At 70.3% G+C, this 24,302-nt stretch carries 21 protein-coding genes; 14 read left to right on the forward strand and 7 right to left on the reverse strand.

Going from position 1 to position 24,302, the window contains the following annotated elements; translation table 11 throughout:
• The first annotated feature begins 48 nt into the window (after positions 1-48).
• The 12 genes from GLO27_RS03375 to GLO27_RS03430 all read left to right on the forward strand — a co-directional run bounded on the left by GLO27_RS03375 (position 49) and on the right by GLO27_RS03430 (position 13,839).
• On the forward strand, positions 49-1,107 hold the full coding sequence (locus tag GLO27_RS03375) for a hypothetical protein (protein WP_021198345.1): 1,059 nt from the start codon (positions 49-51) through the stop codon (positions 1,105-1,107).
• Positions 1,108-1,201: 94 nt separating this feature from the next.
• Positions 1,202-1,447, forward strand: coding sequence for a hypothetical protein (locus GLO27_RS03380; RefSeq protein ID WP_021198344.1), 246 nt, complete (start codon positions 1,202-1,204; stop codon positions 1,445-1,447).
• A 65-nt stretch (positions 1,448-1,512) separates the two neighbouring features.
• The gene (locus GLO27_RS03385) at positions 1,513-4,395 is read left to right on the forward strand and encodes a helix-turn-helix transcriptional regulator (protein ID WP_167253613.1); all 2,883 of its coding nucleotides are present in this window, start codon (positions 1,513-1,515) and stop codon (positions 4,393-4,395) included.
• A gap of 74 nt (positions 4,396-4,469) precedes the next feature.
• Positions 4,470-4,673, forward strand: a complete 204-nt coding sequence (locus GLO27_RS03390; RefSeq protein ID WP_017831237.1) for a cold-shock protein — start codon at positions 4,470-4,472, stop codon at positions 4,671-4,673.
• A 257-nt stretch (positions 4,674-4,930) separates the two neighbouring features.
• Entirely contained in the window at positions 4,931-5,956 is a 1,026-nt protein-coding gene (locus tag GLO27_RS03395) for an iron-siderophore ABC transporter substrate-binding protein (protein WP_021198342.1), read from the forward strand.
• 33 nt (positions 5,957-5,989) lie between these two features.
• Positions 5,990-7,039, forward strand: a complete 1,050-nt coding sequence (locus GLO27_RS03400; RefSeq protein ID WP_021198341.1) for an iron ABC transporter permease — start codon at positions 5,990-5,992, stop codon at positions 7,037-7,039.
• Positions 7,036-8,118 (forward strand): iron chelate uptake ABC transporter family permease subunit, encoded by a 1,083-nt coding sequence (locus GLO27_RS03405; protein ID WP_029260079.1) that lies wholly within the window; start codon positions 7,036-7,038, stop codon positions 8,116-8,118. Before GLO27_RS03400 ends, GLO27_RS03405 begins: the two co-directional genes overlap by 4 nt.
• The gene (locus GLO27_RS03410; protein WP_021198339.1) at positions 8,115-8,915 is read left to right on the forward strand and encodes an ABC transporter ATP-binding protein; all 801 of its coding nucleotides are present in this window, start codon (positions 8,115-8,117) and stop codon (positions 8,913-8,915) included. The genes GLO27_RS03405 and GLO27_RS03410 overlap by 4 nt, the downstream gene beginning before the upstream one ends.
• Positions 8,905-9,867 carry a siderophore-interacting protein gene (locus tag GLO27_RS03415; protein ID WP_029260077.1) on the forward strand — a complete coding sequence of 321 codons (963 nt, stop codon included), beginning with the start codon at positions 8,905-8,907 and terminating at the stop codon, positions 9,865-9,867. Before GLO27_RS03410 ends, GLO27_RS03415 begins: the two co-directional genes overlap by 11 nt.
• A 1-nt stretch (position 9,868) precedes the next feature.
• Positions 9,869-10,702 (forward strand): ABC transporter ATP-binding protein, encoded by an 834-nt coding sequence (locus GLO27_RS03420; RefSeq protein WP_021198337.1) that lies wholly within the window; start codon positions 9,869-9,871, stop codon positions 10,700-10,702.
• 27 nt (positions 10,703-10,729) lie between these two features.
• Positions 10,730-11,755, forward strand: coding sequence for an iron-siderophore ABC transporter substrate-binding protein (locus tag GLO27_RS03425; RefSeq protein ID WP_021198336.1), 1,026 nt, complete (start codon positions 10,730-10,732; stop codon positions 11,753-11,755).
• Complete coding sequence (locus GLO27_RS03430) at positions 11,752-13,839, forward strand: iron ABC transporter permease (RefSeq protein ID WP_167253615.1); 2,088 nt, start codon at positions 11,752-11,754, stop codon at positions 13,837-13,839. The genes GLO27_RS03425 and GLO27_RS03430 overlap by 4 nt, the downstream gene beginning before the upstream one ends.
• 72 nt (positions 13,840-13,911) lie before the next feature.
• Here the strand turns inward: GLO27_RS03430 and GLO27_RS03435 are convergent, their stop codons facing one another.
• Positions 13,912-14,754: an alpha/beta hydrolase gene (locus tag GLO27_RS03435; protein WP_029260076.1), complete on the reverse strand. Its 843-nt coding sequence runs from the start codon at positions 14,752-14,754 to the stop codon at positions 13,912-13,914.
• Between the two features lie 96 nt (positions 14,755-14,850).
• Between GLO27_RS03435 and GLO27_RS03440 the strand changes: the two genes are divergently transcribed.
• Positions 14,851-15,417, forward strand: a complete 567-nt coding sequence (locus tag GLO27_RS03440; protein ID WP_167253617.1) for a TetR/AcrR family transcriptional regulator — start codon at positions 14,851-14,853, stop codon at positions 15,415-15,417.
• Positions 15,418-15,541: 124 nt separating this feature from the next.
• Positions 15,542-16,354 carry a tryptophan-rich sensory protein gene (locus GLO27_RS03445; protein WP_167253619.1) on the forward strand — a complete coding sequence of 271 codons (813 nt, stop codon included), beginning with the start codon at positions 15,542-15,544 and terminating at the stop codon, positions 16,352-16,354.
• Here the strand turns inward: GLO27_RS03445 and GLO27_RS03450 are convergent.
• Genes GLO27_RS03450 through GLO27_RS20225 form a run of 6 tightly spaced genes read right to left on the reverse strand, consistent with a single transcriptional unit; the run spans position 16,336 to position 24,099 of the window.
• On the reverse strand, positions 16,336-17,007 hold the full coding sequence (locus tag GLO27_RS03450; RefSeq protein WP_029260073.1) for a response regulator transcription factor: 672 nt from the start codon (positions 17,005-17,007) through the stop codon (positions 16,336-16,338). The two genes, GLO27_RS03445 and GLO27_RS03450, sit on opposite strands and share 19 nt — an antisense overlap.
• Positions 17,004-19,562 (reverse strand): ATP-binding protein, encoded by a 2,559-nt coding sequence (locus GLO27_RS03455; RefSeq protein ID WP_167253621.1) that lies wholly within the window; start codon positions 19,560-19,562, stop codon positions 17,004-17,006. The genes GLO27_RS03450 and GLO27_RS03455 overlap by 4 nt, the downstream gene beginning before the upstream one ends.
• The gene (gene kdpC / locus GLO27_RS03460; protein WP_029260071.1) at positions 19,559-20,161 is read right to left on the reverse strand and encodes a potassium-transporting ATPase subunit KdpC; all 603 of its coding nucleotides are present in this window, start codon (positions 20,159-20,161) and stop codon (positions 19,559-19,561) included. Before kdpC ends, GLO27_RS03455 begins: the two co-directional genes overlap by 4 nt.
• Positions 20,162-20,186: 25 nt before the next feature.
• Positions 20,187-22,328 (reverse strand): potassium-transporting ATPase subunit KdpB, encoded by a 2,142-nt coding sequence (gene kdpB, locus GLO27_RS03465; protein WP_167253623.1) that lies wholly within the window; start codon positions 22,326-22,328, stop codon positions 20,187-20,189.
• Between the two features lie 2 nt (positions 22,329-22,330).
• Positions 22,331-24,010 carry a potassium-transporting ATPase subunit KdpA gene (kdpA, locus tag GLO27_RS03470; protein WP_167253625.1) on the reverse strand — a complete coding sequence of 560 codons (1,680 nt, stop codon included), beginning with the start codon at positions 24,008-24,010 and terminating at the stop codon, positions 22,331-22,333.
• Positions 24,010-24,099 carry a potassium-transporting ATPase subunit F gene (locus GLO27_RS20225; protein ID WP_017201862.1) on the reverse strand — a complete coding sequence of 30 codons (90 nt, stop codon included), beginning with the start codon at positions 24,097-24,099 and terminating at the stop codon, positions 24,010-24,012. Before GLO27_RS20225 ends, kdpA begins: the two co-directional genes overlap by 1 nt.
• Positions 24,100-24,302 lie beyond the last annotated feature (203 nt).

Raw genomic sequence — 24,302 nt, forward strand, 5'->3', positions numbered from 1 at the left:
CGGGCGGGCGGGCTTCCGCCCGTCCGAGGTGCGTGCTTGCATGGGCGCATGGAGCGGGACGCGAAGCTGCGTGGCGAGACGAGAGCGGTCTGGGCGACCGCGATCTGCTTCGTGATCGGCACGCTCATCGGGATGCTCGTCCTGGGCGGTGCCGGCCGCCCGCTCACGGGCGAAGGGGCGCTCGCGATGCCCGCCGCGCTCATCGCCGGAGCGATCGCGGCGGGCGCCTTCCTCACGAGCACACTGATGCACCGAGGGGGCGAGACGAGGCCGATGCCGCGCTGGCAGGCGGTGGTCTCCGATCTCTCGGCTGGTGCCCTCACCGTCGCGTTCGGAGCCGTCACGACGATGGGAGTGCTGCTCGCCGCCGAGGTGCTCGCGGCCGGGCTCCAGGGACTGCAGCTCGCGGCGATCGGCGGCGGACTGCTCACCGGTCTGGCGGCGGCGATCGGCGGGCGCTTCGCCTTCGGCGCCGGCGTCGACCTGCGCACGGCAGACCTCGCCGCGCTCCTGTTCGGTTTCCTCGTGATCGGCACCCTGTTCGCCATGATCACGGCCGCTGATCCGCGCTGGTGGGAGCAGAACTTCTCCCAGTTGGGCTCCGGTTCGTGGGCCTTCAACGGCACCCTCCTGGTCGCGGGGCTTCTCATCGCGACCGTCGGCTCGTACATCGGTCGTGACCTGCACCGGCTGCTCGGGGATTCCGCACTCTTCCGCATCGCCGTCGTCGTGGCGTCGTGGGCGGCCACCGGAATCGCACTGGCTGCGGTCGGGCTGCTGCCGCTGCATCGTGTGCCCATCCCGCACGACATCGCCGCGGTCTCCACGCTCGTCCTGTTCGTCGTGGCGGCCGCGACCACGGTCGCCGCTGTTCCCGGGCACCCCCGAGCGCTCCTGATCACCTCGATCGGCGTCGGTCTGCTCCTGGCGGCGGCGATCGTGCTGTGGGTGCCGTTCGGTCTCTTCTCGGCCACCGCTGTCGAGGCCGTCGTCGTCGGACTCGGACTCCTGTGGATGGCGACGCTCGTTCGGGTTCTCGCGATCCTGGTGCCGGCCCGGTCTCGCCCCTCCGCGCGCCTGTCGCTGATGCGCGCCCGGCATCCCTAGAGCGGCATGCACGAAAGATAGGGCAACTGCCCGATGCCCCGTGGGTGCCTCAGAGCGGACTGTAGGGATACAGCGAACCGTCGAGGAGAACCCCATGTACGAGCACCCGTATCTCAGCCAGCAGCTCACCCGGCACGACCAGGAGCAGATGGAGCGCGCCGCCGCGGAGAGGCTGCGTCTGATCGAGCACGCCGACCAGATCGTGCCGCGTCCGGAAGGGGTGGTCCGGCGGATGCTGCGCCGCGCGTTCGGTCGCACGGCGGTCGCCACGTCTGCGACCGCCCCGACGACGGCTCGTGTCGCGGGCGGATGCGAAGCGGCGGCGGCACACGCGCAGTGAGCGGCGTCGCACAGCGCGAACCGCAGACCGTCCCGAATGTCGGTCGGGGGTGGGACGATGAATCCATGCCCCCTTCCGCGTCGAGCGCTGCGATGGTCGGCCGCGAGGCCGAGCTCGCCGAGGTGCGCCGATCGTTCGCCGGGGTGCGCGACGGCGTCCCGGCCGCGCTGCTCGTCGAGGGCGAGGCCGGCATCGGCAAGTCCCGCATGCTGCGCGAGTTCGCCGCCGAGATCGCGCCGACCGCCGACGTGCATGTGGGCTGGTGCCTCGATCTGGGCGCCTCGCGCACGCCCTACGGGCCACTCACCGGCATCCTCCGCTCGATCGTCACACGCATGGGCGTCGACCGGGTGCGCGAGTCGGTGGGGGTGGGGGTCGAGGCACTCGGCATGCTGCTCCCCGAACTCGTCGACTCCCCGACCGATCGCGACCGCACCAGCCCCGAGCGCCTGCGCGATGCGATCGCCTCCCTCATCGAGGCGGCGGCCGAACGCGCCCCGCAGGTGCTCGTGGTCGAAGACCTGCACTGGGCCGACGAGTCGACGCTCGCCATCCTCTCCTTCCTGCTGCGGGCGCTGAGCCGCGGCCGCATCCTGCTGCTCCTCACCTGTCGTACTGACGATGTGCGCCGCGGGGATGCGGTGAGCCGCTTCATCGGCGAGGCGACGCGCGCGCGGTTGCTCGAGCGCCTCACCCTCGGCCGGCTCGACGAGGCCGCGGTTCGTGAGCTGGCCGAGCAGATCACCGGCCGGGCGCTGACCGAGAGCGCCCTCGATCGCATGCAGGAGCGGGCCGAGGGCGTGCCCTTCTTCATCGAGGAGATCGCGGGGTGCGCGAACGGTCCGCTCCCCGACGGTCTGCGCGACCTGCTGCTCGCCCGCTTCGACCGGCTCGGCGACGATGCGCGGCGTGTGGTGCAGGTCGTCTCCGGCGCCGAGCGTCCGCTCTCCCATCCGCTGATCACGGGCCTCGTCGATCTGCCGGAGCAACGCCTCGACGAGGCGATCCGCGAGGCGACGCGCAGCGGCATCCTCGTCGTGGGCGACGACGACTACCGGTTCCGGCATGCCCTGCTGCGCGAGGCCGTGCACGACGACCTGCTCCCCGGCGAGCGGGCACGCCTGCATCGCGCCTATGCCGAGGCGCTCGAGGCGCAGTGCGCGGGGTCGGACACCAGCGACGCCGCGGCCCTCGCCTATCACTGGCAGCTCGCGCAAGACGATCGGAAGGCCCTCGTCGCCGCCGCCGACGCCATGCGCCACGCGAAGGGGCAGTACGCGTTCGCGAGCGCGGCCCGCTTCGGCGAACTGGCACTGGAACTGTGGCCGCTCGTGCCCGACGCCGCCGCGGCGGCACGCGTCGAGAGACTCGACCTGCTCCTCGTGCTGGGATCGATCCTGCGCAATGCGGGCGACGGCGAGCGGGCGCTCGCGGTCGCGAACGTCGCGCTCGCCGAGATCGACCCCGCCACAGTGGACCCGCGTCTGCATGCCCGACTCCTGCGCAACAAGGCGCTGTACCTCGTCAACCTCGGACGCCTCGGTGCGATCCCGCTGCTGCAGCAGGCCCTGGCCATCGCGGAGGAGCGCATCGGCGACGAGGTGTTCCGGGCCGAGCTGCTCAACCAGCTCGCGAGCCGGCGCATGATCGCGGGCGACAGAGAAGAGGCGATCCGCCTCGCGGATGAGGCTGAGCTGGGGGCGGCCGGAGCCGACTCCACCGACCAGCTGTCGATCGCCGCGAACGTGCGCGGCGGCTCCCTGGCCCACCTCGGCCGGGTCGACGAAGGGGTGCGCGAGTACGAGCGGGCGCGTGAGCTCGCGGCCGGAACGACGGCCGAGATGCGCTATCGCGTCAACTACTCCGACCTGCTCACGCTGCTGGGCCGCTACCGCGAGGCGGTCGAGGTCGCCGAAGAGGGACTGCGGCGTGCCCGCGAGCTCCGCGTCGAACGCACCTCGGGGTCGATCATGGCCCAGAACATGGTGGTGCCCCTGCTCGAACTCGGCGAGATCGAGCGGGTCGAGGAGATGCTGTCGCGCGACTTCGTACAGGGAACCCTGCGTGTGTTCCGCATGTACATGAGCATGACCCGCGTGCGGGTGCTGGCCTGGCGCGGACGGTCGGCCGAGGCAGCAGAGCTGTTGCAGGAGTGGTTGCCGGCGTTCGAGGAGACGGGCGGCTCGGAGCGGCAGATCTGGTACGACCGGATCATGATGACGGTGGCTGTGGCCGAGAGCGAGGGGAATCTCCGGAGGGCGCTCGACACCATTCTCGAGATGCTGCGCGACGAACATCCGGCGCTGCTGCACCAGCGCCGGCTGCTGCTGGAGGGCGGGGCGATCATCGCCGAGCTGCGCGCCGAGGGCGCCGACACCACGACGGCATCCGATGCCGTCCGTGCGGCGTGGTGCGCGCAACCCGCGCAGTTGCAGGACGACGCGTGGTCGACGATCCTCGATGCGCTGCTCGACCCGCGCCATGACGCCCTGGATGCGGCCCTCCACCATGCCGAGGGAGAAGACGTACCGGTCGTCTTCCGCGCCGTGCTCCGGCTCGAGCGCGCGCGTCTGCTCGTCCACGAGGGGGAGCGCGTCACCGCGGCGTCGGTGCTCGCCGAGGCGGCAGGCCTCGCGGAGGCACTCGGCAACGCCCAGGTGCGGGCTGCGGTCGCCCGGTTCGCCACCGATGCCGGACTGCGTGCCCCCGCCGATCCGCCGTCGGGCGACGACCTGCTCACGGCTCGCGAGCGGCAGGTGCTCGAGCTGATCGCCGAAGGGCTGAGCAACCGGCAGATCGGCGAGCGGCTGTTCATCAGCGTCAAGACCGTGAGCGTGCACGTCTCGGCCGTGCTGCGCAAACTCGGCGTGAGCACACGCACCGAAGCTGCTCTCGTGCAGAAGAATCGACAGTTCCGTGTCCCTGCCCAGCCTGCCGTGGTAGCGTGACTGTGCGCGCGTCTCGGATGTTCCGATTCGGCGTAGGCCGTGTAAACGGCTAAGTCAACAGAAAGTAGAAACACATGGCCACTGGCACTGTGAAATGGTTCAACGCGGAAAAGGGCTTCGGCTTCATCGCTCCCGATGACGGCTCGGACGACCTCTTCGCCCACTACTCGGCTATCGCCGGCTCCGGTTTCAAGGAGCTCCGCGAGAACCAGAAGGTCGAATTCGACGCTGAGCGTGGCCCCAAGGGCATGCAGGCGGCGAACATCCGCGCTCTCTGAGCGCGCGCTGACTTCCTGAAGCCGGTCGGATCCTCACGGATCCGGCCGGTTTTTTCGTGCCACCCGCAGCTTTCGAATCGCGTGAATGGCCCCAACCGGCGGCGATTCGCGGCGAATCGCGCGATTCGAGAGGCAGCACGCGGCCGGGAATCCGGGGTGAGGTTCCCCTAACCTCCGTGTTAGATTAGGCGAGGCTTACCAAAGGCCCGGGCGCAAGTGACGCGCCGCCCCCTCACCCCGAACCCGAAGGAACGCCTGTGCGCACCTCTCGAATCCTCGCCATCGGCGCGGCCGCCGCGCTCGCCATCGGTCTCTCCGCCTGCGCATCCTCCGCCCCGGAGTCGACCTCGACCGCCGGCGGCAACCCCGCATCCGACGACGCCTTCCCCGTCACAGTCGAGCACGTCTACGGCGAGACCACGATCACCGAGAAGCCCGAGCGCGTCGCGACCGTCGCATGGGCGAACCACGAGGTGCCGCTGGCGCTGGGCATCGTTCCGGTCGGCATGAGCAAGGCGTCGTGGGGCGACGATGACGACAACGGCGTGCTGCCCTGGGTCGAGGAGAAGCTCGACGAGATGGGGGCCGAGACGCCGGTGCTGTTCGACGAGACCGACGGCATCGACTACGAGGCCGTCGCCGACACCGAGCCCGACGTGATCCTCGCCGCCTACTCCGGCCTCACGCAGGAGGAGTACGACACCCTCTCCAAGATCGCTCCGGTCATCGCCTACCCGAAGGTCGCCTGGGGCACTTCGGTCGACGAGATGATCGAGATGGACTCCAGGGCCCTCGGCCTCGAGAAGGAGGGCGACGCCCTGATCGAGCAGCTGGACGCCGACGCGCAGAAGGCGCTCGAGGCGAACAGTGTGCTGAAGGACAAGAAGGTCCTGTTCTCCTACATCGACCCGACCGACCTGAGCCAGATCGGGTACTACACGGCGATCGACACCCGCCCGGGCTATCTCCACGATCTCGGTCTGCCGTTCCCCTCGATCGTCGAGGAGAACAAGGACAGCGACCAGTTCTACCTGACGGTCAGCGCGGAAGAGGCGCAGAAGTTCGACGACGTCGACCTGTTCATCACCTACGGTGACGAGTCGATCATCCCGCTCCTGCAGGCCGACCCGCTGCTGTCGAAGATCCCGGCGATCGCCGAGGGCCGCATCGCGGTCCTTCCCGACGCCACCCCCATCGCGGCCTCCGCGAACCCGTCGCCGCTGTCGATTCCGTGGGGTCTCGGCGACTACCTCGCGCTCCTGGCTGCACCGCTCGCTCCGTAATCGTTCGATCCGCCTCCGCGGAGTGAATACCCAGTGACCTCAGCAACCGTCATCGCGCCCGCACCGGGGGCCGCAGACCTGCGGCGCCCGGTGCTGGTGCGAACCCTCTGGCTCCTCATCGGGCTCGTGGTGCTCGTCGTCCTCACCATCCTGTCGATCTCGTTCGGCGTGCGCGCCGTCTCATTCGACGACATCGCCGCAGCCCTCACCGGTCACACCGACACGATCGCGCAGGCGGCGATCGTCAAGCGCATCCCCCGCACGGTCCTGGCCCTCCTCGTCGGTGCGGCACTCGCCCTCTCCGGCGCGACCATGCAGGCCGTGACGCGCAACCCCATCGCCGACCCCGGCATCCTCGGCGTCTCGAACGGCGCCTCGCTGGCCGTGGTGTGCGGCATCGCCTTCTTCGGTCTCGCCGACCCCTACGGCCAGATGGCGTTCGCGATCGCCGGAGCAGGGCTCGCCGCCGTCTTCGTCTACACGGTCGGATCCCTCGGACGCGGGGGAGCGACACCTCTCAAGCTCGCGCTCGCGGGTGCCGCCACCTCGGCCGCCTTCGCCTCGCTCATCAGCGCCGTCATGCTGCCCCGCGTCGACCTGCTGCAGACGTTCCAGTCGTGGCAGATCGGCGGCGTCGGTGGCGCGGAGTGGCCGCGCATCGCGCTCACCGCACCGGTTCTGGCCATCGGCGCCCTGATCTGCTTCCTGTGCTCCCGGGGCATGAACTCCCTCGCCCTCGGAGACGAGATGGCCAAGGGGCTCGGGGAGAACGTGTTCCGCACGCGCATGATCTCGGCGCTGGGCGCGGTGATCCTCGCCGGGGCCGCGACCGCGATCGCCGGCCCCATCGGCTTCGTCGGGCTCATCATCCCGCACGTATGCCGCATGCTCGTGGGCACCGACCACCGCTGGCTGCTCCCGTTCTCGGCCATCGCCGGCGCCGCCCTCCTGACCGCGAGCGACATCGTCGGGCGCGTGATCGCGCCATCGTCGGAGGAGATCCAGGTCGGTATCATCACCGCCATCATCGGCGCCCCGTTCTTCATCTGGATCGTCCGCCGGCAGAAGGTGCGTGAGCTGTGAGCACGACAGAGCACACCGAGCACACCCTCGACCGGGTCGACGAGCCGGCATCCGCCCGGATCGCGCGTATCGTCGCGGGGCGTCGCTCGCGCCACCGCCGGCATGCGGTGGCCACGATCGTCCTCGGCGTCCTGGTCTTCGCCCTCTTCGCGGTGGCGCTCATGGTCGGCAACACGTTCTACACGCCGGATGAGGTGATCCGCGTGATCCTCGGCGAGACGGTGCCGGGCGCCTCGTTCACCGTCGGCGATCTGCGACTGCCGCGGGCGGTGCTCGCCGTCCTCACCGGCATCGCATTCGGAATGGCGGGTGTGTGCTTCCAGACGATGCTGCGCAATCCGCTCGCCTCGCCCGACATCATCGGCATCTCCAACGGTGCCGGTGCGGCGGCCGTGTTCGGCATCATCGTGCTGTCCGTGAACGGGCCGGTCGTGTCGCTGCTCGCTCTCGGCGGCGCCGTCGTCACCGCCCTCGTGATCTACCTGCTCTCGATCAAGGGCGGCTTCGCCGGAACCCGACTCATCCTGATCGGGATCGGCGTCGCGGCGATGCTGCAGAGCGTCATCTCGTACATGCTGTCGCGCGCCGCGAACTGGGACATCCAGACCGCGATGCAGTGGTTGACCGGGAGCCTCAACAACGCCTCGTGGGAGCGGGTGCTGCCGATGGCGATCGCCGCGGCGATCATCGTGCCGCTCATGCTGTCGCAGGGGCGCGCGCTCGGTGCGCTTCAGCTCGGCGACGACTCGGCTGCCGGTCTCGGCATCCGGGTCAACGCCACCCGCCTGCTCCTCATCCTCGGTGCGGTCGCGCTGCTCGCGTTCGCGACCGCGGCCACCGGCCCCATCGCATTCGTCGCCTTCATGGCCGGCCCCATCGCCGCGCGCATCACCGGCCCCGGCGCCAACCTGCTCCTGCCGTCGGCGTTCGTCGGAGCCGTGCTCGTGCTCGGCGGCGACCTGATCGGCCAGTTCGCCTTCGGCACCCGCTATCCCGTCGGCGTCATCACCGGCGTCGTCGGCGCGCCGTACCTGATCTACCTGCTCATCCGCACCAACCGCTCCGGGGGTTCGCTATGACCGTCTCGCACAGCCTGTCCGCCGAGGGGGTGACGCTCGCCTACGGTGACCGCACCATCATCGACGGCCTCGACCTGCAGATCGCCCCCGGTCGCATCACCACCATCGTGGGGGCGAACGGATGCGGCAAGTCCACGCTGCTGCGCTCGCTGGCGCGCCTGCTGTCTCCGAGCGACGGCCAGATCGTGCTCGACGGCAGATCGGTGCACGCCCGCCCCACCAAGGAGGTCGCGCGCATCCTCGGGTTGCTGCCGCAGTCGCCGGTCGCGCCCGAGGGCATCGCGGTCGCCGATCTGGTCGGCCGTGGACGGCACCCGCATCAGAAGATGCTCGCCCGATGGAGCGCCCACGATTACGAGGTCGTGGCGGATGCCCTCGACGCCACCGGCATCTCCGACCTGGCCGACCGCAGCGTCGACGAGCTCTCGGGCGGTCAGCGCCAGCGCGTGTGGATCGCCATGGCGCTCGCACAGGAGACCGACATCCTGCTGCTCGACGAGCCGACCACCTTCCTCGACGTCGCCCACCAGGTCGAGGTCCTCGACCTGCTCACCGACCTGAGCGTCTCGCGCGGCACCACGATCGTCATGGTGCTGCACGACCTCAATCTCGCGGCCCGCTACGCCGACGAGCTGGTCGCCATGAAGGACGGGCGGGTGCACGCCACCGGTGCGCCGCAGGACATCGTCACCGCCGAACTCGTCGAAGAGGTCTTCGGCCTCGCCAATCAGATCACCATCGATCCGGTCTCCGGCAAGCCGATGGTCACACCCATCGGGAGGCACCATGTCCGCTGAGACGACCACGACCGACCGTCCGACCTACATCCTGACCCGCGCCGAGGTACGGGGGGTCGCGCGCGTCTCGCCCTCGTTCGTGCGGGTGACGTTCGGCGGCGACGAGCTGAGCGAGTTCGGCACGCCGGGTGAGGTGTTCGACAGCCGCATCAAGCTGGTGTTCCCACCCGCATCCGGAGTCCTGCCTGAGCTCGACAGGGCATCCGACAACTGGTGGCAGGCGTTCCTCGCGGTGCCCGAGGAGGAGCGCGGGTCCATGCGCACCTACTCCGTGCGCGAGCTGCGGGTCGATGACGAGACCGGCACCGAGGTGGACGTCGACTTCGTGCTGCACCTCGAACCCGGACTGACCGGACCCGCGTCGCTGTGGGCGAGCCAGGCCGCGGTCGGGCAGGAGCTCTACCTGGTCGGCCCCCGCCGCGGGGTGGATGTCGACGCGCACGGAGGGGCCGAGTTCGCGCCGGGGACCGCGGCATCGGTCGTGCTCGCCGGCGACGAGACGGCCGCTCCGGCGATCGCCCGCATCCTCGAGGACGCACCGCAGGATCTGCGCGGCGTCGCCTTCATCGAAGTGCCCTCGCCCGCCGACGTCCTCCGCATCGACGCACCTTCGGGGGTCGAGGTGCACTGGCTGCCGCGTGACATCGGTGAGCCGCACGGCTTGCGGCTCATCCCCGCCGTCCTCGCCCACCTCGGCGACGCCGACGCCACGGACGAGATCCGGGTGAAGGACATCGATGGTGAGGACCTGCTGTGGGAGACGCCGGACTACTCCGGTCTCGGCGAGGACATCGCCACGGGGGATGCTGCGGCCGAACGCTACTTCTGGATCGCGGGGGAGAGCGGCGTGGTCACCACGCTGCGTCGCCACCTGGTCAAGGACCTCGGCATCGATCGCGGGCAGGTGGCGTTCATGGGCTACTGGCGTCGCGGCGTCGCCATGCGAGGCTGAGATGACGACCGGATCCCCCTCCCTGCACGGCCGATCCCTCGTGCTCGGATACGGCCGTGCCCGGGTGGTGCACGACGTGTCGCTACAGCTCGCTCCCGGCCGGGTCACCGCGCTCATCGGCCCGAACGGCAGCGGCAAATCGACCGTCCTGCGCGCCCTCGCGCGTCTGCACCGCATCGAGGCGGGGAGCGTGCGCATCGCCGGAGACGAGACCCGCGACGCCGCCGCCCTTTCTGCGAAGGAGTTCGCGAAGGCCGTCGCGATGCTCTCGCAGTCGCGGCCGCATCCGTCCGGCATCGAGGTCTCCGACGTGGTGGCGTACGGTCGCCACCCCCACCGGGGCCGATTCTCCGGCGTCAGCGATGCGGACCGTGCCGCTGTCGCCCGTGCGCTCGCCCTGACCGGACTCGGCGCCATGGCCTCCCGTCCCGTCGACCAGCTCTCGGGAGGCGAACTCCAACGCGTGTGGCTGGCGACCGCGCTGGCGCAGGAGACCGGCGTACTTCTGCTCGACGAACCGACCAACCATCTCGACCTGCGCTACCAGGTGGAGACTCTCGATCTGATCCGCGAGCTCGCCGACGACCACGGCACCGCCCTCGGCGTCGTGCTGCACGACCTCGACCACGCGGCATCGGTGGCGGACGACGTGGTGCTGCTGCACTCCGGTCGAGTGCACGCGGTCGGCACTCCCGCCGAGGTGCTCACCGGCGCGAATCTCTCACACGTCTACGGCCTGCGCATCGACACCGAGATCGATGAGGAGACCGGCCTCGTCCGGGTGCTCCCGCGCGGTCGACACCACGGACGCCATCGCGCCGCTGCGACATCCTGACCCCCACCCTCCCGGAGGAAGAACACGATGAAGAAGAAATCCCTCGCCCTGGTCGCCCTCGGCGGCGCGCTCGTGATGGCCCTGGCCGGCTGCGGCACCACTCAGGCCCCCACCGCCTCCGACGCGTCGGCGTCGACGAGCGCGGGGTGCGACGACGACACCACCGCGACCTCGACGGGCGCCGTCTCGGTCACCGACGATCTCGGTCGCACGGTCGAGCTCGACAAGCCGGCCGAGCGGATCGCGGTGCTGGAGTGGCAGCAGATCGAGGATGCGCTGTCGCTGTGCGTCACGCCGGTCGCGGTCGCCGACGCCGAGGGCTACAGCACGTGGGTCACCGCGGAGGAGCTCCCGGAGGGCGTGACCGATGTGGGCACCCGCCAGGAGCCGAACCTGGAGACGCTGTTCGGCACCGAGCCCGACCTCGTGATCGTCGAGGTCAGTGCGGCGGACGACCCCATCGTCTCCCAGCTCGAGGCCTACGACGTGCCCGTGCTCGCGACCGTCGGCGCGGATGCCGCCGACCCCATCGCGAAGATGCTCGGCACGCTCGACCTCATCGCCCAGGTGACAGGGCGGGAGGAGCGCGCCGAGGTCGTCGCCGACGAGTTCCAGGAGCACCTCGACGCTGCCTCTGCCGAGCTCGCCGATCTTGACCTGCCCACGAAGGAGTTCGTGTTCTTCGACGGCTGGGTCGACGGCGGCAATGTCGCGCTGCGTCCGTTCGGTCAGGGGTCGCTGGTCGGTGAGATCGGCGAGAAGCTCGGACTCACGAACGCGTGGACCGGCGAGGTCGACCCCGCTTACGGCCTCGGGCAGACCGATGTGGAGGGCATGACCACGGTCGGCGACGCCAGTCTGTTCTACACCGGCACCGAAGATCCCGAGTCGGAGAGCTTCATCGACGCGCTGCAGGACAACCCGGCGTGGACCTCGCTTCCCGCTGTGGCCGAGGGGCGCCTGACCGCCTTCCCCGCCGGGATCTGGACGTTCGGCGGCCCGCGCTCCACCCAGCAGATCATCGACGGCTACCTCGAGGTGCTCTCGAAGTGACGGGTGCCCTTCGCCTCGACGAGACGGCCGCGACGGAGTCGGCGCGTCCGGCTCCTGCGGTCGCACCCGACGAGGCGGAGGGACGCCGGGCCGGGGCTCTCCTCACGGGCATAGGCGTCCTCGTGGCCCTGGCCGTGGTGCTCGTCGCCGTCGCGTGCTGGCATCTCACGCAGGGCACCAGCGGTGCGGTGTTCGCGGAGACCGAGGTGCTGTGGGGGTCGCGGGTGCCGCGTCTCGCCGCCGGCGTCGCCGTGGGTGTGGCGCTCGGCGTGGCCGGCATCCTCCTCCAGTCGCTCGCCCGTAACGCTCTGGCCTCGCCGGACACGCTGGGGGTGACGGCCGGCGCCTACCTGGCTGTCACGGCACTCGCTGCGTTCGGCATCGCCGTGCCAGTGTGGGCTTCGGGCGCTGTCGCATTCGCCGGGGGCATCGTCGCGGCGGGGATCGTGCTCGGTCTCGCCGGCGGTGCGGGTTCGTCCACCACGCGGCTGATCCTGGCGGGCACGGCCCTCGCGCTCGCGTTCCAGGCCGGCACCTCGACGCTGCTCATCCTGTTCGACGAAGAGACCAAGGGGCTGCTCGCGTGGGGGAGCGGAAGCCTGTCCCAGCTGGGCCTGACCGCATTCCTGCAAGCCGCCCCGGTCGTGGTCGTGGTGACGGCGGCTGCTCTGGTGCTCGCGCGTCGGTTCGACATCCTGGCGCTCGGCGACGACACGGCATCCTCCCTGGGCGTGCCGATCCGATCGACGCGGGCCGTCGGCATCCTGCTCGCCGTCACGCTCACCGCGGTATCGGTGACGCTGGCGGGGCCGATGGGCTTCGTCGGGCTGTGCGCGCCCGTGCTCGCCCGCCTGCTGACGCGGGTGGTGCCGAGCCTGAACCGCCATCTGCTCCTGATCCCGGCCGCCGGGTTGCTCGGCGCGATCGTCGTGATCCTCTCGGATGCTCTGCTGCGGGCGATCATCGGGGCCGAGGCGGCGATCCTCATCCCGACCGGAGTTGCGACGACGCTGCTGGGGGCGATCGTGCTCGTGCTCATGGCTCGACGCCTGCGCGACGCCGGCCCGACGCGGGAGCCTCCGCGGGTGCGCTTCGGCGTGCGCAGCGGGGCGCGGTTCCGCATCACCCTGGCGGTCGTGGTGCTCGGGGTGACCGGCGTGCTGCTCCTCGGCCTGCTCGCCGGGCACACGTGGCTGTTGACCGGAGATATCGCGCTGTGGCTGCAGGGCGAGGCGCCGGCGGCGATCGCCTTCGCGCTGGACGAGCGGGCGCCGCGCATCGTGGCCGCGGTCGTCGCCGGTGGAGCGCTCGCGCTCTCCGGCGCCATCATCCAGGGGGTGAGTCGGAACCCCCTCGCCGACCCGAGCATCCTCGGTGTCACGGGCGGGGGCGGACTCGGCGCGGTGCTCGTGATCACGAGCGCCGTCTCGTCCACCGCGGGCATGATCGCGGGTGCCATCGCCGGAGCGCTGCTGGCCTTCGTCCTCGTCTACCTGCTGTCGTGGCGCGGTGGTCTGAACGCCGACAGGTTCCTGCTGATCGGCATCGGCGTCTCGTACTTCACCGTCTCGCTCACGACCTTCTTCCTCCTGAGGTCGAGCCCCTGGGACACTCCGAAGATCTACACCTGGCTCTCGGGCACCACCTACGGCCGTGTCTGGGAGCAGGTGCTGCCCCTGGCGATCGTGCTGGCCATCGCCCTGCCGCTCGTGGTGATGAGCCGCCGCGAGCTCGATGTGCTGTCGCTCGACGAGGACACCCCGCGGCTCGTCGGCATCCGTCTCGAGCCGGTGCGGCTCACGTTGCTGGTCGTGGCGGCCGTGCTCGCGGCTCTGAGCGTGACGGCGATCGGCGTGATCGGCTTCGTCGGTCTCGTCGCTCCGCACGCGGCGCGGGCGCTCGTCGGCGCGAGGCACTCGAGGATGATTCCGGTCGCGGTGCTGCTGGGCGGACTCCTGGTGGGGGTGGCCGACACGATCGGTCGTACCGTCATCGCCCCCGCGCAACTGCCGGCCGGACTCGTGGTCGCGCTGATCGGTGCCCCGTACTTCGTCTGGCTGCTCTGGCGCTCGCGCGACGTGTAGCTCCCGCCTCGAATCGCGCAGATGGTCCCCTTCCGTCGAGGAAGGGGACCATCTGCGCGATTCGAACGGGGACTACTTGGCGAGGAACTCCTTCAGCGCGGCGTTGACCTCGTCGGCGTGGGTCCACAGCAGGCCGTGCGGAGCCCCCTCGACCTCGACGTAGTCGGCGTCGGGCACTGCCTGGTGGAATCGACGGGCGGTGGCATCGATCGGCAGGATGTTGTCCTTCGTCCCGTGCAGGATCAGGGTGGGCTTTCCGGCGGAGCGCACGGCCTCGACGTCGGTGCGGAAGTCTTCGATCCACGCCGGCACGACCGCGTAGGCGGCCACGGGGGCGCTGCCGACCGCGACGTTCCAGCTGCCGGTCACCGCCTGCTCGCTGATGCGCGAGCCCAGGTTCTCGTCGAGGTTGTAGAAGTTCTTGTAGAAGTCGGTGAACCACGCGAAGCGATCGCCCTTGGCGGCAGCCTCGATGCCGTCGAACACCTCCTGCGGCACGCCCTCGGGGTTGTCGTCGCGCTGCACGAGGAAGGGCTCGAGCGAGGCGAGGAAGGCGAGCTTGGCGACGCGGTCGTGGCCGTGGCGGGCGACGTAGCGTGCGAGCTCTCCGGTGCCCATCGAGAAGCCGACCAGCACGACGTCGCGCAGGTCGAGGGTCTCGAGCACGGTGTTCAGGTCGGCGGCGAAGGTGTCGTAGTCGTACCCGGTGTTCACCTTCGACGATCCGCCGAAGCCGCGGCGGTCGTAAGTGATGACGCGGTAGCCCTGAGCGAGGAGCTCGCGGGTCTGACGCTCCCAGCTGTGACCGTCGAGCGGATAGCCGTGGATCAGGACGACGGGCTGACCCGATCCCTGGTCTTCATAGTAGAGCTCGATCGGGGTGCTGTTCTCGGTGCCGACGGTGATGTAACCCATGATCCTGATCCTTTCGGTTCCGGTGAGAACGGTCGTTCTCGCTCGATGTGACCAATCTAGAGAACGTTCGTTCTCGTGTCAAGTAGACTTCTGGACATGACCGAAGACGAGGCTCGCGAGCGCATCCTCTCCACCGCCGAGGAGCTGTACTACCGCAAGGGGTACGCGGCCGTCGGCATGGACGAGCTGCGTCAGGAGGCCGGGGTCTCGCTGCGCCGCCTCTACTCGCTGTTCCCGTCGAAGACCGACATCGTCGTGGCCGTGCTCGCACGCAAGCACGCCGAGTGGGAGTCGGGCCTGTCGGGTGCCGTGGCGGATGCGGGCGGCGACCCGCGCGCACGTCTCCTCGCCGTCTACGGCTATCTCGAGAACTGGTTCTGCGCCGACGACTTCCGCGGCTGCGCATTCATCAACGCGTTCGGTGAACTCGGCGGCACGAATCCCGAGGTTGCCGAGATCGTACGGGCGCACAAGGCCTCGTTCCAGGAGCACATGGCGGGTCTCGTCGCCCAGACGGGCGCGCCCCCCGCGCTCGCCGCGCAGCTGTCCATCCTCGCCGAGGGGGCGCAGAGCACGGCCGCGATCTCGGCCGACCCGGCAGTGGCCGCGCAGGCCAGGGGAGCCGCCGAAGTCCTGATCGATGCGGCCTTCACGCGCGCCTGATCCTTCTGCGCGAGCTTCCGCGTGAGGCGGGCATGATGGAGGTTTTGACTAACCTGGTTAGCGAAATGCCGTTCCGGTGTCAAGGGCGATGCGTCGCGCGCGGGCGTCTCGTAGCCTGCGGAGCATGGAATCACGCACAGAGGGCATCGGTCGTCAGTCGCTGATCATCGCGGCGGCGACGTTCATGGTGATCGCGGCCGCTGTCGGCGCGGGGGCATTCGGCGGTGCGTCCGTCGATGACCTGCAGGACGGGGCCCTCTCCGCCCAGGGCTCGTACCTCGCGCCCGCGGGGCCCGCATTCTCGATCTGGTCGCTGATATACCTCGGCCTGTTCGCTTACACGGTGTGGCAGGCGTTTCCCGCCCAGCGGCAGGACCCGCGTCAGCAGGCCGTGGGCGGATGGATCGCCGCGTCGATGGTGCTGAACGGGCTGTGGCTGGTGACCGCACGATTCCTGACGCTTTGGCTCACTGTCGTCGTGATCGCGGCGCTGCTGGCCGTGCTCGCTCGAGTGATCGTGCTGCTCGGTCGCTTCCCCGCCCGCAGCCTCGCCGATCGCATCCTCACCGACGGCGCGAACGGCCTGCACTTCGGCTGGGTCACGATCGCCACCGTCGCCAACACCGCCGCCTGGCTCACGCAGATCGCACCGCAGAGCTGGGCGCAGGCCGCCGATGCCTGGGCGATCGGCGTGCTGGTCGTCGTCCTGGTGATCGGAGCCGCCGCCGCCTGGATCACCGGACGCATCGCCCCCGCCCTCGCGACGGCCTGGGGTCTGGCATGGCTCGCTGTCGGACGGCTCACCGGAGAACCTCAGAGCACGCCGACCGCGATCGCCGCGATCACCGTGGCGGTGCTGCTCGTCATCACCGGGGTCGTGGCGGTCCTGCGCCGGTCGCGCGCCGTGGACGCCGACGCTCAGAGCACCAGGCGGTAGCCCATCCCCGATTCGGTGAGCAGGTGCACGGGAGCGCCGGGTTCCTGCTCGAGCTTCTTGCGCAGCTGCGACATGTACAGGCGCAGGTAGCCGGAGTCGGAGACCTGCTCGCTGCCCCAGATCTCCTTCAGCAGGTCCTGGCGCGTGACCAGGGCGCCCGGATGCCGGGAGAGGTGCTCCAGCATCCGCCACTCGGTCGGGGTCAGGTGCACGCGCGCTCCGCCCCGTGTCACCGTCTTCGTCGAGAGGTCGACCACCACATCGCCGAAGGCCACGGTCGACTCGCCGCTGGCCGGGATAGAGCGACGCGAGAGCGCACGCAGCCGTGCCAGTAGCTCGTCGACCTGGAAGGGCTTGGTCACGAAGTCGTCGGCGCCGGCGTCGAGCGCTTCGACCTTGTCGGCCGAACCCGTGCGACCGGACACCACGATGATCGGCACGTTGGTCCATCCGCGCAGCGCCTGGATCACCTCGATGCCGTCGAGTCGGGGCATCCCCAGGTCGAGCATGATGAGGTCGGGGTGGGTCTGGGCGGCCGCAGCGATGGCGGCGGCCCCGTCGGGAGCCACGACCACCTCGTATCCGTGCGCGGCGAGGGTGATCCTCAGCGCGCGGACCATCTGCGGATCGTCGTCGGCGATGAGCAGCTTCACTCCGTGCCCTCCGTGTCGGCAAGTCCTGCGGCCAGCGGCAGGGAGATGACCATGGTGAGGCCTCCGCCAGGCGTGTCCTCGGGTGTCAGGGTACCGCCCATGCCCTCGGTGAACCCGCGCGACAGGGCGAGTCCGAGTCCCAGCCCTGTCGTGTTGTCGGTGTCGCCGAAGCGCTGGAACGGCTGGAAGATGCGGTCGCGCCGCTCGGGGGAGACGCCGTCGCCCCGGTCGATGATGCGGATCTCGGCGCGGCCGCCGAGGGCGCTCGTGGAGACGATGACCCGTGCGTCTTCGGGGGAGTGTCGATGGGCGTTGGCGATCACGTTGACCAGCACGCGCAGCAGCAGCACGGGGTCGGCGTGCAGCGGCGGCAGGTCGGGATCGAGGGCGAGCTCGACGTCGGACGGCCCGAGCCCCAGCTCATCGACGGCGGCGAGCACGCAGCCGGCCGCATCCATCCGCGACGACGATACGGCGAGCACGCCGGCCTGCACGCGGCTCACGTCGAGCAGGTCGGTGACCAGCGTCGACAGCGTCGCGAGACTCTCGTCGGCGGTGGCGAGCAGTTCTTCGCGATCGGAGGCCGACAGTCCGTGCGCACCGCGCAGACCGCCGATGGCGGCGACCGCCGAGGCGAGGGGGCGGCGCAGGTCGTGGCTGACGGCCGACAGCAGGGCGCTGCGCACCTGGTCGGTCTCGGCGAGTGCTTCCGCCTCGCTCGCGGTGGCACGCAGATCGGTGTGCTCGATCGCGGCGGAGAGCTGGGCGACGATCGCATCCAGCAGGCGGCGTTCGGGTCCGGCGAGCGGCTCGCCGTTCAGCTCCAGCACCGCACGGGGCCCGCCCCCGGGGACGACGCCGACGGGGATGGTCGTGGCACGTCCGTCGGCCACGGGTTCGCCGTCGCTCGCGAGCACCTCGCCGTCGGGAGCGATCAGGCGCACGCCGCTCAGCCCGAACGCCTCTCGGGTGCGGCTGACCAGAGCCAGCACGGCGTTGTCGCCGCGGAGCACGTTGCCGGCGACTGCGGCGAGCAGCTCGGCCTCGGCGGCGGCGCGCTGCGCGGTGCGGGCCCGTCGCGCAGCCTGGTCCACGATGATGCTGACCAGGATCGCGATGAGCACGTAGAGGGCGAGCGCGAGCACGTGCAGCGGATGCGCGATCGTGATCGTGAACAGCGGAGCGACGAAGAGGAAGTCGAGCGTGACGCCCGAGAGCACCGCCGCGAACACCGCAGGGCGGATGCCGCCGATGAGGGCGACCACGACCACGAGCAGCTGGTACGCGAGCACCTCGGCGGTGATCGACTCGGGGCTGCGGAACGTGAACATGATCCACGACAGGATCGGTCCGAAGACGAGCGCGACGCCGAAACCGAGCAGCTGTCGACGCCAGCCCAGGGCTCCGCCGGTGATGCGCGGCAGCACCATCCGCCCACCCGCTGCGGCGTGCGTGACGATGTGCACGTCGATGTCGCCGGAGCGGCGGATGACCTCAGAGCCGATGCCGGGACCGGTCAGCGCAGCGGTGACGCGACTGCGCCGGCTGACGCCGATCACGAGCTGCGTGGCGTCCGCGCCCTGCGCGAACTCGACCAGGGTGGCGGGGATGTCGTCGCCCACGACCTGGTGGTAGGTGCCGCCGAGCGACTCCACGAGCGTGCGTTGTGCGGCGAGGGCTCCCGGTGTCTCGTCGCGCAGGCCGTCCTGCGCGGTGATGTGCACCGCCAGCAGTTCGCCGCCGGCGGAGCGGGCCGCGATCCTGGCGCCGCGGCGCAGCAGGGTCTCGCCCTCGGGGCCGCCGGTCAGGGCGACGACCACGCGCTCCCTGGCCTGCCAGTTGCCCTCGATGCCCTGTTCCGCCCGGTAGCTGCGCAGCGCGCTGTCGACCTCGTCGGCGAGCCAGAGCAGGGCCAGCTCGCGCAGTGCGGTGAGGTTGCCGAGGCGGAAGTAGTTCGACAGGGCGGCGTCGATCCGCTCGGCCGGGTAGACGAGTCCGGCCGAGAGTCGATCACGGAGCGTCTGCGGGGCGAGGTCGACGACCTCGATCTCGTCGGCGGCGCGGACCACGGCGTCCGGGATCGTCTCCTGCTGCGCGATGCCGGTGATCTTCTCGACCACGGCGTTCAAAGACTCGATGTGCTGCACGTTGACGGTGGTCACCACGTCGATGCCCGCATCCAGCAGCTCGTCCACGTCCTGCCAGCGCTTGGCGTTGCGCGAGCCGGGGACGTTGGTGTGCGCCAGCTCGTCCACGAGGGCGATCTCGGGTGCCCGCTCGAGCACGGCGTCGACGTCGAGTTCGGTCAGGGCGATCCCGCGGTGGAGGTCGACCCGGCGGGGCACCTCGGGGATTCCGGCGGTCTGCGCCTGCGTCGCGGCGCGGTCGTGCGTCTCGACGATCGCGATCACGACGTCATGGCCCTCGTCGAGCATGCGTCGTCCCTCGGCGAGCATCTCGTAGGTCTTGCCGACGCCGGGGGCGGCTCCGAGGAGTACCCGGAGCCGCCCCCGGCGGGAGTGGCCGTGAGATCGACGAAGTGGCGCTGCGGTCATTCGCCCTCCCGTTCATCGAGCGCGAGATTGAGCTCGGCGACGTTGATGCGCTCCGCGCCGAGGAATCCCAGATCCCGCCCTTGAATCCTAGACTCCACGAGGTCGCGCACCTCCTGTGCGGAGAGCCCGCGGGCCTCGGCGACGCGCGGCACCTGCAGCAGTGCGTACGCCACGCTGATGTGCGGGTCGAGCCCGGAACCCGAGGCGGTGACCGCGTCGGCCGGCACCTGCGACGGGTCGACCCCCTCGCGCTCCGCGATCGCGGCCTTGCGCTCCGCGATCGCTGCGACCAGGTCGGTGTTCTCCGGGCCGAGGTTGCTTCCGCTGGAGCCCGCGCCGTCGTAGCCGTCGCCCGCGGCGGAGGGCCGCGACTGGAAGTACTCCGGGAGCGCCTCGCCGTCGTCATCGGTGAAGGACTGGCCGATCAGCGAGCTGCCCCTGTCGTCGGGAAGGGGGGAGCCATTGGCCTGCCACGGGAGCAGGAGCTGCCCGATGCCGGTGACCAGGAGTGTGTAGGCGACGCCGAGCACGAGGGTGAGGACGAGCATCGCGCGGACGGCGACACCGGTGGTGCGGACCGCGGTGCGTGTGGAGGACATGTCTGGATTCCTTTTCCGAGCCGGGTCAGAAGCCCGGGATGAGACTGACGACGAGGTCGATGATCTTGATGCCGATGAACGGAGCGATCACGCCGCCGAGTCCATAGATCAGCAGGTTGCGCTGCAGGATCTGCGAGGCGCTCGCCGGGCGGTACTTCACTCCGCGCAGGGCCAGGGGGATCAGGAACACGATCACGATCGCGTTGAAGATGATCGCGCTGGTGACGGCCGACGCCGGCGAGTGCAACTGCATGATGTTGAGCGCCGCGAGTCCGGGGAAGACGCCCATGAACATCGCCGGGATGATCGCGAAGTACTTCGCGATGTCATTGGCGAGCGAGAACGTGGTGAGCGCTCCGCGCGTGATGAGCAGCTGCTTGCCGATGCGCACGATGTCGATCAGCTTGGTCGGGTCGGAGTCGAGGTCGACCATGTTGCCGGCCTCCTTCGCCGCCGAGGTGCCGGTGTTCATCGCCACGCCGACGTCCGCCTGGGCGAGCGCGGGGGCGTCGTTGGTGCCGTCGCCGGTCATCGCGACCAGACGGCCGCCCTCCTGCTCGCGCCGGATGAGCTCGAGCTTGTCCTCGGGCGTCGCCTCGGCGAGGAAGTCGTCGACCCCGGCCTCAGCGGCGATCGCCTTCGCCGTGAGCGGGTTGTCGCCCGTGATCATGACCGTGCGGATGCCCATCGCGCGCAGTTCCTCGAAGCGCTCGCGCAGGCCGTCCTTCACGATGTCCTTGAGGTGCACCACGCCGAGGACGCGACCGTCGGCACCGGGCGTCTTCACGGCGACCACGAGCGGGGTACCGCCGCTCTCGGCCACGGCATCCGTGCGCGTCGTGAGCTCGACGTCGTCGCCGTCGAGCCCGAGCCAGGCCCGCACCGCGGAGCCGGCGCCCTTGCGGATCTGCGTGCCGTCGGCGAGGTCGAGGCCCGACATGCGCGTCTGCGCCGTGAACGGCACGACCACCGCGTCCTCCGGTGCGGTCACCCGGATGTCGTTCGCGGCGGCGAGTTCGACGATCGAGGCGCCCTCGGGGGTGGGGTCTGCAAGCGACGACAGTGCGGCGACGTGCAGCAGCTCCTGGCCGTCGACACCCGGGAGGGCGAGCACCTCGTGGGCGCGGCGGTTGCCGTAGGTGATGGTGCCGGTCTTGTCGAGCAGCAGGGTGGTGACATCTCCTGCCGCCTCGACCGCGCGCCCCGACATCGCGAGCACGTTGCGCTGCACGAGGCGGTCCATGCCGGCGATGCCGATCGCCGAGAGCAGCGCCCCGATGGTGGTCGGGATGAGGCAGACGAGCAGCGCGATCAGCACCGGGATGCTGACGGGAGAGGCGGCGTACGACGCGATCGGGTTCAGGGCGAGCACCACGACGACGAAGATGATCGACAGGCTCGCGAGCAGGATGTTCAGCGCGATCTCGTTGGGGGTGCGCTGGCGGCTGGCCCCCTCGACCAGCGCGATCATGCGGTCGACGAAGGTCTCCCCCGGCTTCGAGGTGATGCGCACCACGATGCGGTCGGACAGCACGCGGGTGCCACCGGTCACGGCGCTGCGGTCGCCGCCGGACTCGCGGATCACCGGCGCGCTCTCGCCCGTGATGGCCGATTCGTCGACGGTGGCGATGCCCGCGACGATGTCGCCGTCGCCGGGGATCAGCTCGCCCGCTGTCACGATCACGATGTCGTCGCGCTGCAGCTCGGCCGACGAGACCTGGGCGGTCGCGGCGTGCTCGGCGGCGGCATCCGCTGCCTTGTCGTAACCGACCACACGCCGGGCCATCGTGCTGGTGCGGGTCTTGCGCAGGCTCGCGGCCTGCGCCTTTCCTCGGCCCTCGGCGACCGACTCCGCCACGTTGGCGAACAGCACGGTGAGCCACAGCCAGATCGCGATGCCCCAGGTGAAGGGGGCGGGAACCGCGGTGCCGCCGGAGTCGGCCGGGCCGCCCAGGAACGGCTCGGCGATCGCGAGCACGGTGGTGAACGCGGCGCCGACCCAGACCAGCAGCATGACGGGGTTGCGCACGAGCGCTGCCGGGTTGAGCTTGCGCAGGGCCCCGGGAAGGGCCTGCACGAGCTGCGACCAGCCGAAGGAGCGCGGCGGTTGTGCGGGTGTGGATGCCGGAGCATCCTGCTGTTCGGAGGGGGTGGTGATGAGGGTCATGGTTAGACGAGTCCTTCAGCGAGGGGTCCCAGTGCGAGCACGGGGAAGTAGGTGAGCGCGGTGACGATGACGGTCACGGCGAGGAGCAGGCCGACGAACTGCGGCCGGTGCGTGGGCAGGGTGCCGGAGGTCGCCGGTACACGCTGCTGCGCCGCGAACGAGCCGGCCAGAGCGAGCACGAGCACGATCGGCAGGAACCGGCCGAGCAGCATCGCGATGCCGAGCGCGGTGTTGAACCACGGGGTGTTCGCGGTGAGTCCGGCGAAGGCGGAGCCGTTGTTGTTCGACGCCGAGGTGAAGGCGTAGAGCACCTCGCTCATGCCGTGCACGCCGGGGTTCAGGATGCTGGTCGACTCGACATCGGCGCGGATGCCGGGGATCGCGAAGCTCAGCGCGGTGCCGGCCAGCACGAGGGTCGGCGTCACCAGGATGTACAGGCTCGCGAGCTTGATCTCCCGCGGACCGATCCGCTTGCCCAGGTACTCCGGCGTGCGGCCGACGAGCAGTCCGCCGACGAACACCGCGATGATCGCGAGCACGAGCATGCCGTACAGGCCCGAGCCGACGCCGCCGGGGGCGACCTCGCCGAGCATCATGTTCAGCATGGGCATCATGCCGCCGAGCGCGGTGTACGAGTCGTGCATCGAGTTGACGGCACCCGTCGAGGTGAGGGTGCTGGCGCTGCCGAACAGCGTGGAGCCGAGGATGCCGAAGCGCACCTCCTTGCCCTCCATCGCGGCCCCGGCGAGTTCCGGAGCGGTGCCGCGGCCGGCCAGCTCGAGCGCCGAGAGGGCGAACGTCGAGACGAGGAAGATCGTGCCCATCACGGCGGCGATCGCGTAGCCCTGACGGTGGTCTCCGACCATGCGGCCGAACGTGCGGGGGAGGGCGAACGGGATCACGAGGATCAGCAGCACCTGCAGCAGGTTGGTGAAGCCGGTCGGGTTCTCGAAGGGGTGCGCCGAGTTGGCGTTGAAGAAGCCGCCGCCGTTGGTGCCGAGGAGCTTGATCGCCTCCTGCGAGGCCACCGGACCTCCCGGGATGGTCTGCGTGCCGCCGGACACCGTGGTGACGTCGGTGAATCCCGCGAAGTTCTGGATCACGCCGCCCGCGAGCAGCGCCACCGCGCCGATGAGGGCGATCGGGAGGAGGATGCGGCCGAGACCGCGGATCAGGTCGACCCAGAAGTTGCCGATCGTGGCGGAACCACGGCGAGCGAGACCGCGGATGAGGGCGATCGCGATGGTGAGGCCCACCGCCGCCGACACGAAGTTCTGCACGGTGAGACCCGCGAGCTGCACCGTGTAGCCCATGGTCTGCTCGGGGGAGTACGACTGCCAGTTGGTGTTGGCCACGAACGAGGCGGCGGTGTTGAAGGACAGCCCCTCCGGCACCGCCGGGAGGCCGAGGGACTGCGGCAGGAACGCCTGCAGTCGCTGCAGGCCGTAGACCAGCAGAACGCCGACCACCGAGAACGCCAGCACGCTGCGGGCGTACGCGCGCCAGGTCTGCTCCGACGACGAGTCGACGCCGATGAGCCGATAGACGCCGCGCTCGACCCGCAGGTCGCGCGCCGACGTGAAGACGTGGGCGATGTAGTCGCCGAGGGGGCGGTAGAGGAGCACGAGCACGACCACGACGGCCGTGACCTGCAGGATGCCGAACCAGATCGTCGCGTCCATCAGAACCTCTCCGGCGCGACGAGCGCGACCACGAGGTAGACGACGGCGGCGACCGCAAGGGCGGCGGCGAGGATCTCGAAGACGATCACAGCCGCTCCACCCCCTTGGCCACCAGGGACACGAGGGCGAACAGCGCGAGAGTCAGCGCGATGTAGATGATGTCGAGCACGGATCCGATACAACTCCCGCACGGCCCCGGCAGCCGCCATCCTCACGCTTCCCCTACGCCCTCCGCGCGGATGCATGCGGGTTGCTCACGGCATTCGTGTCCCCGCCGCTCCCGCCTGATCTC

It is taken from the genome of Microbacterium sp. Be9 (genome assembly GCF_011754135.1).
In the GTDB taxonomy this organism is placed as follows: domain Bacteria; phylum Actinomycetota; class Actinomycetes; order Actinomycetales; family Microbacteriaceae; genus Microbacterium; species Microbacterium maritypicum_A.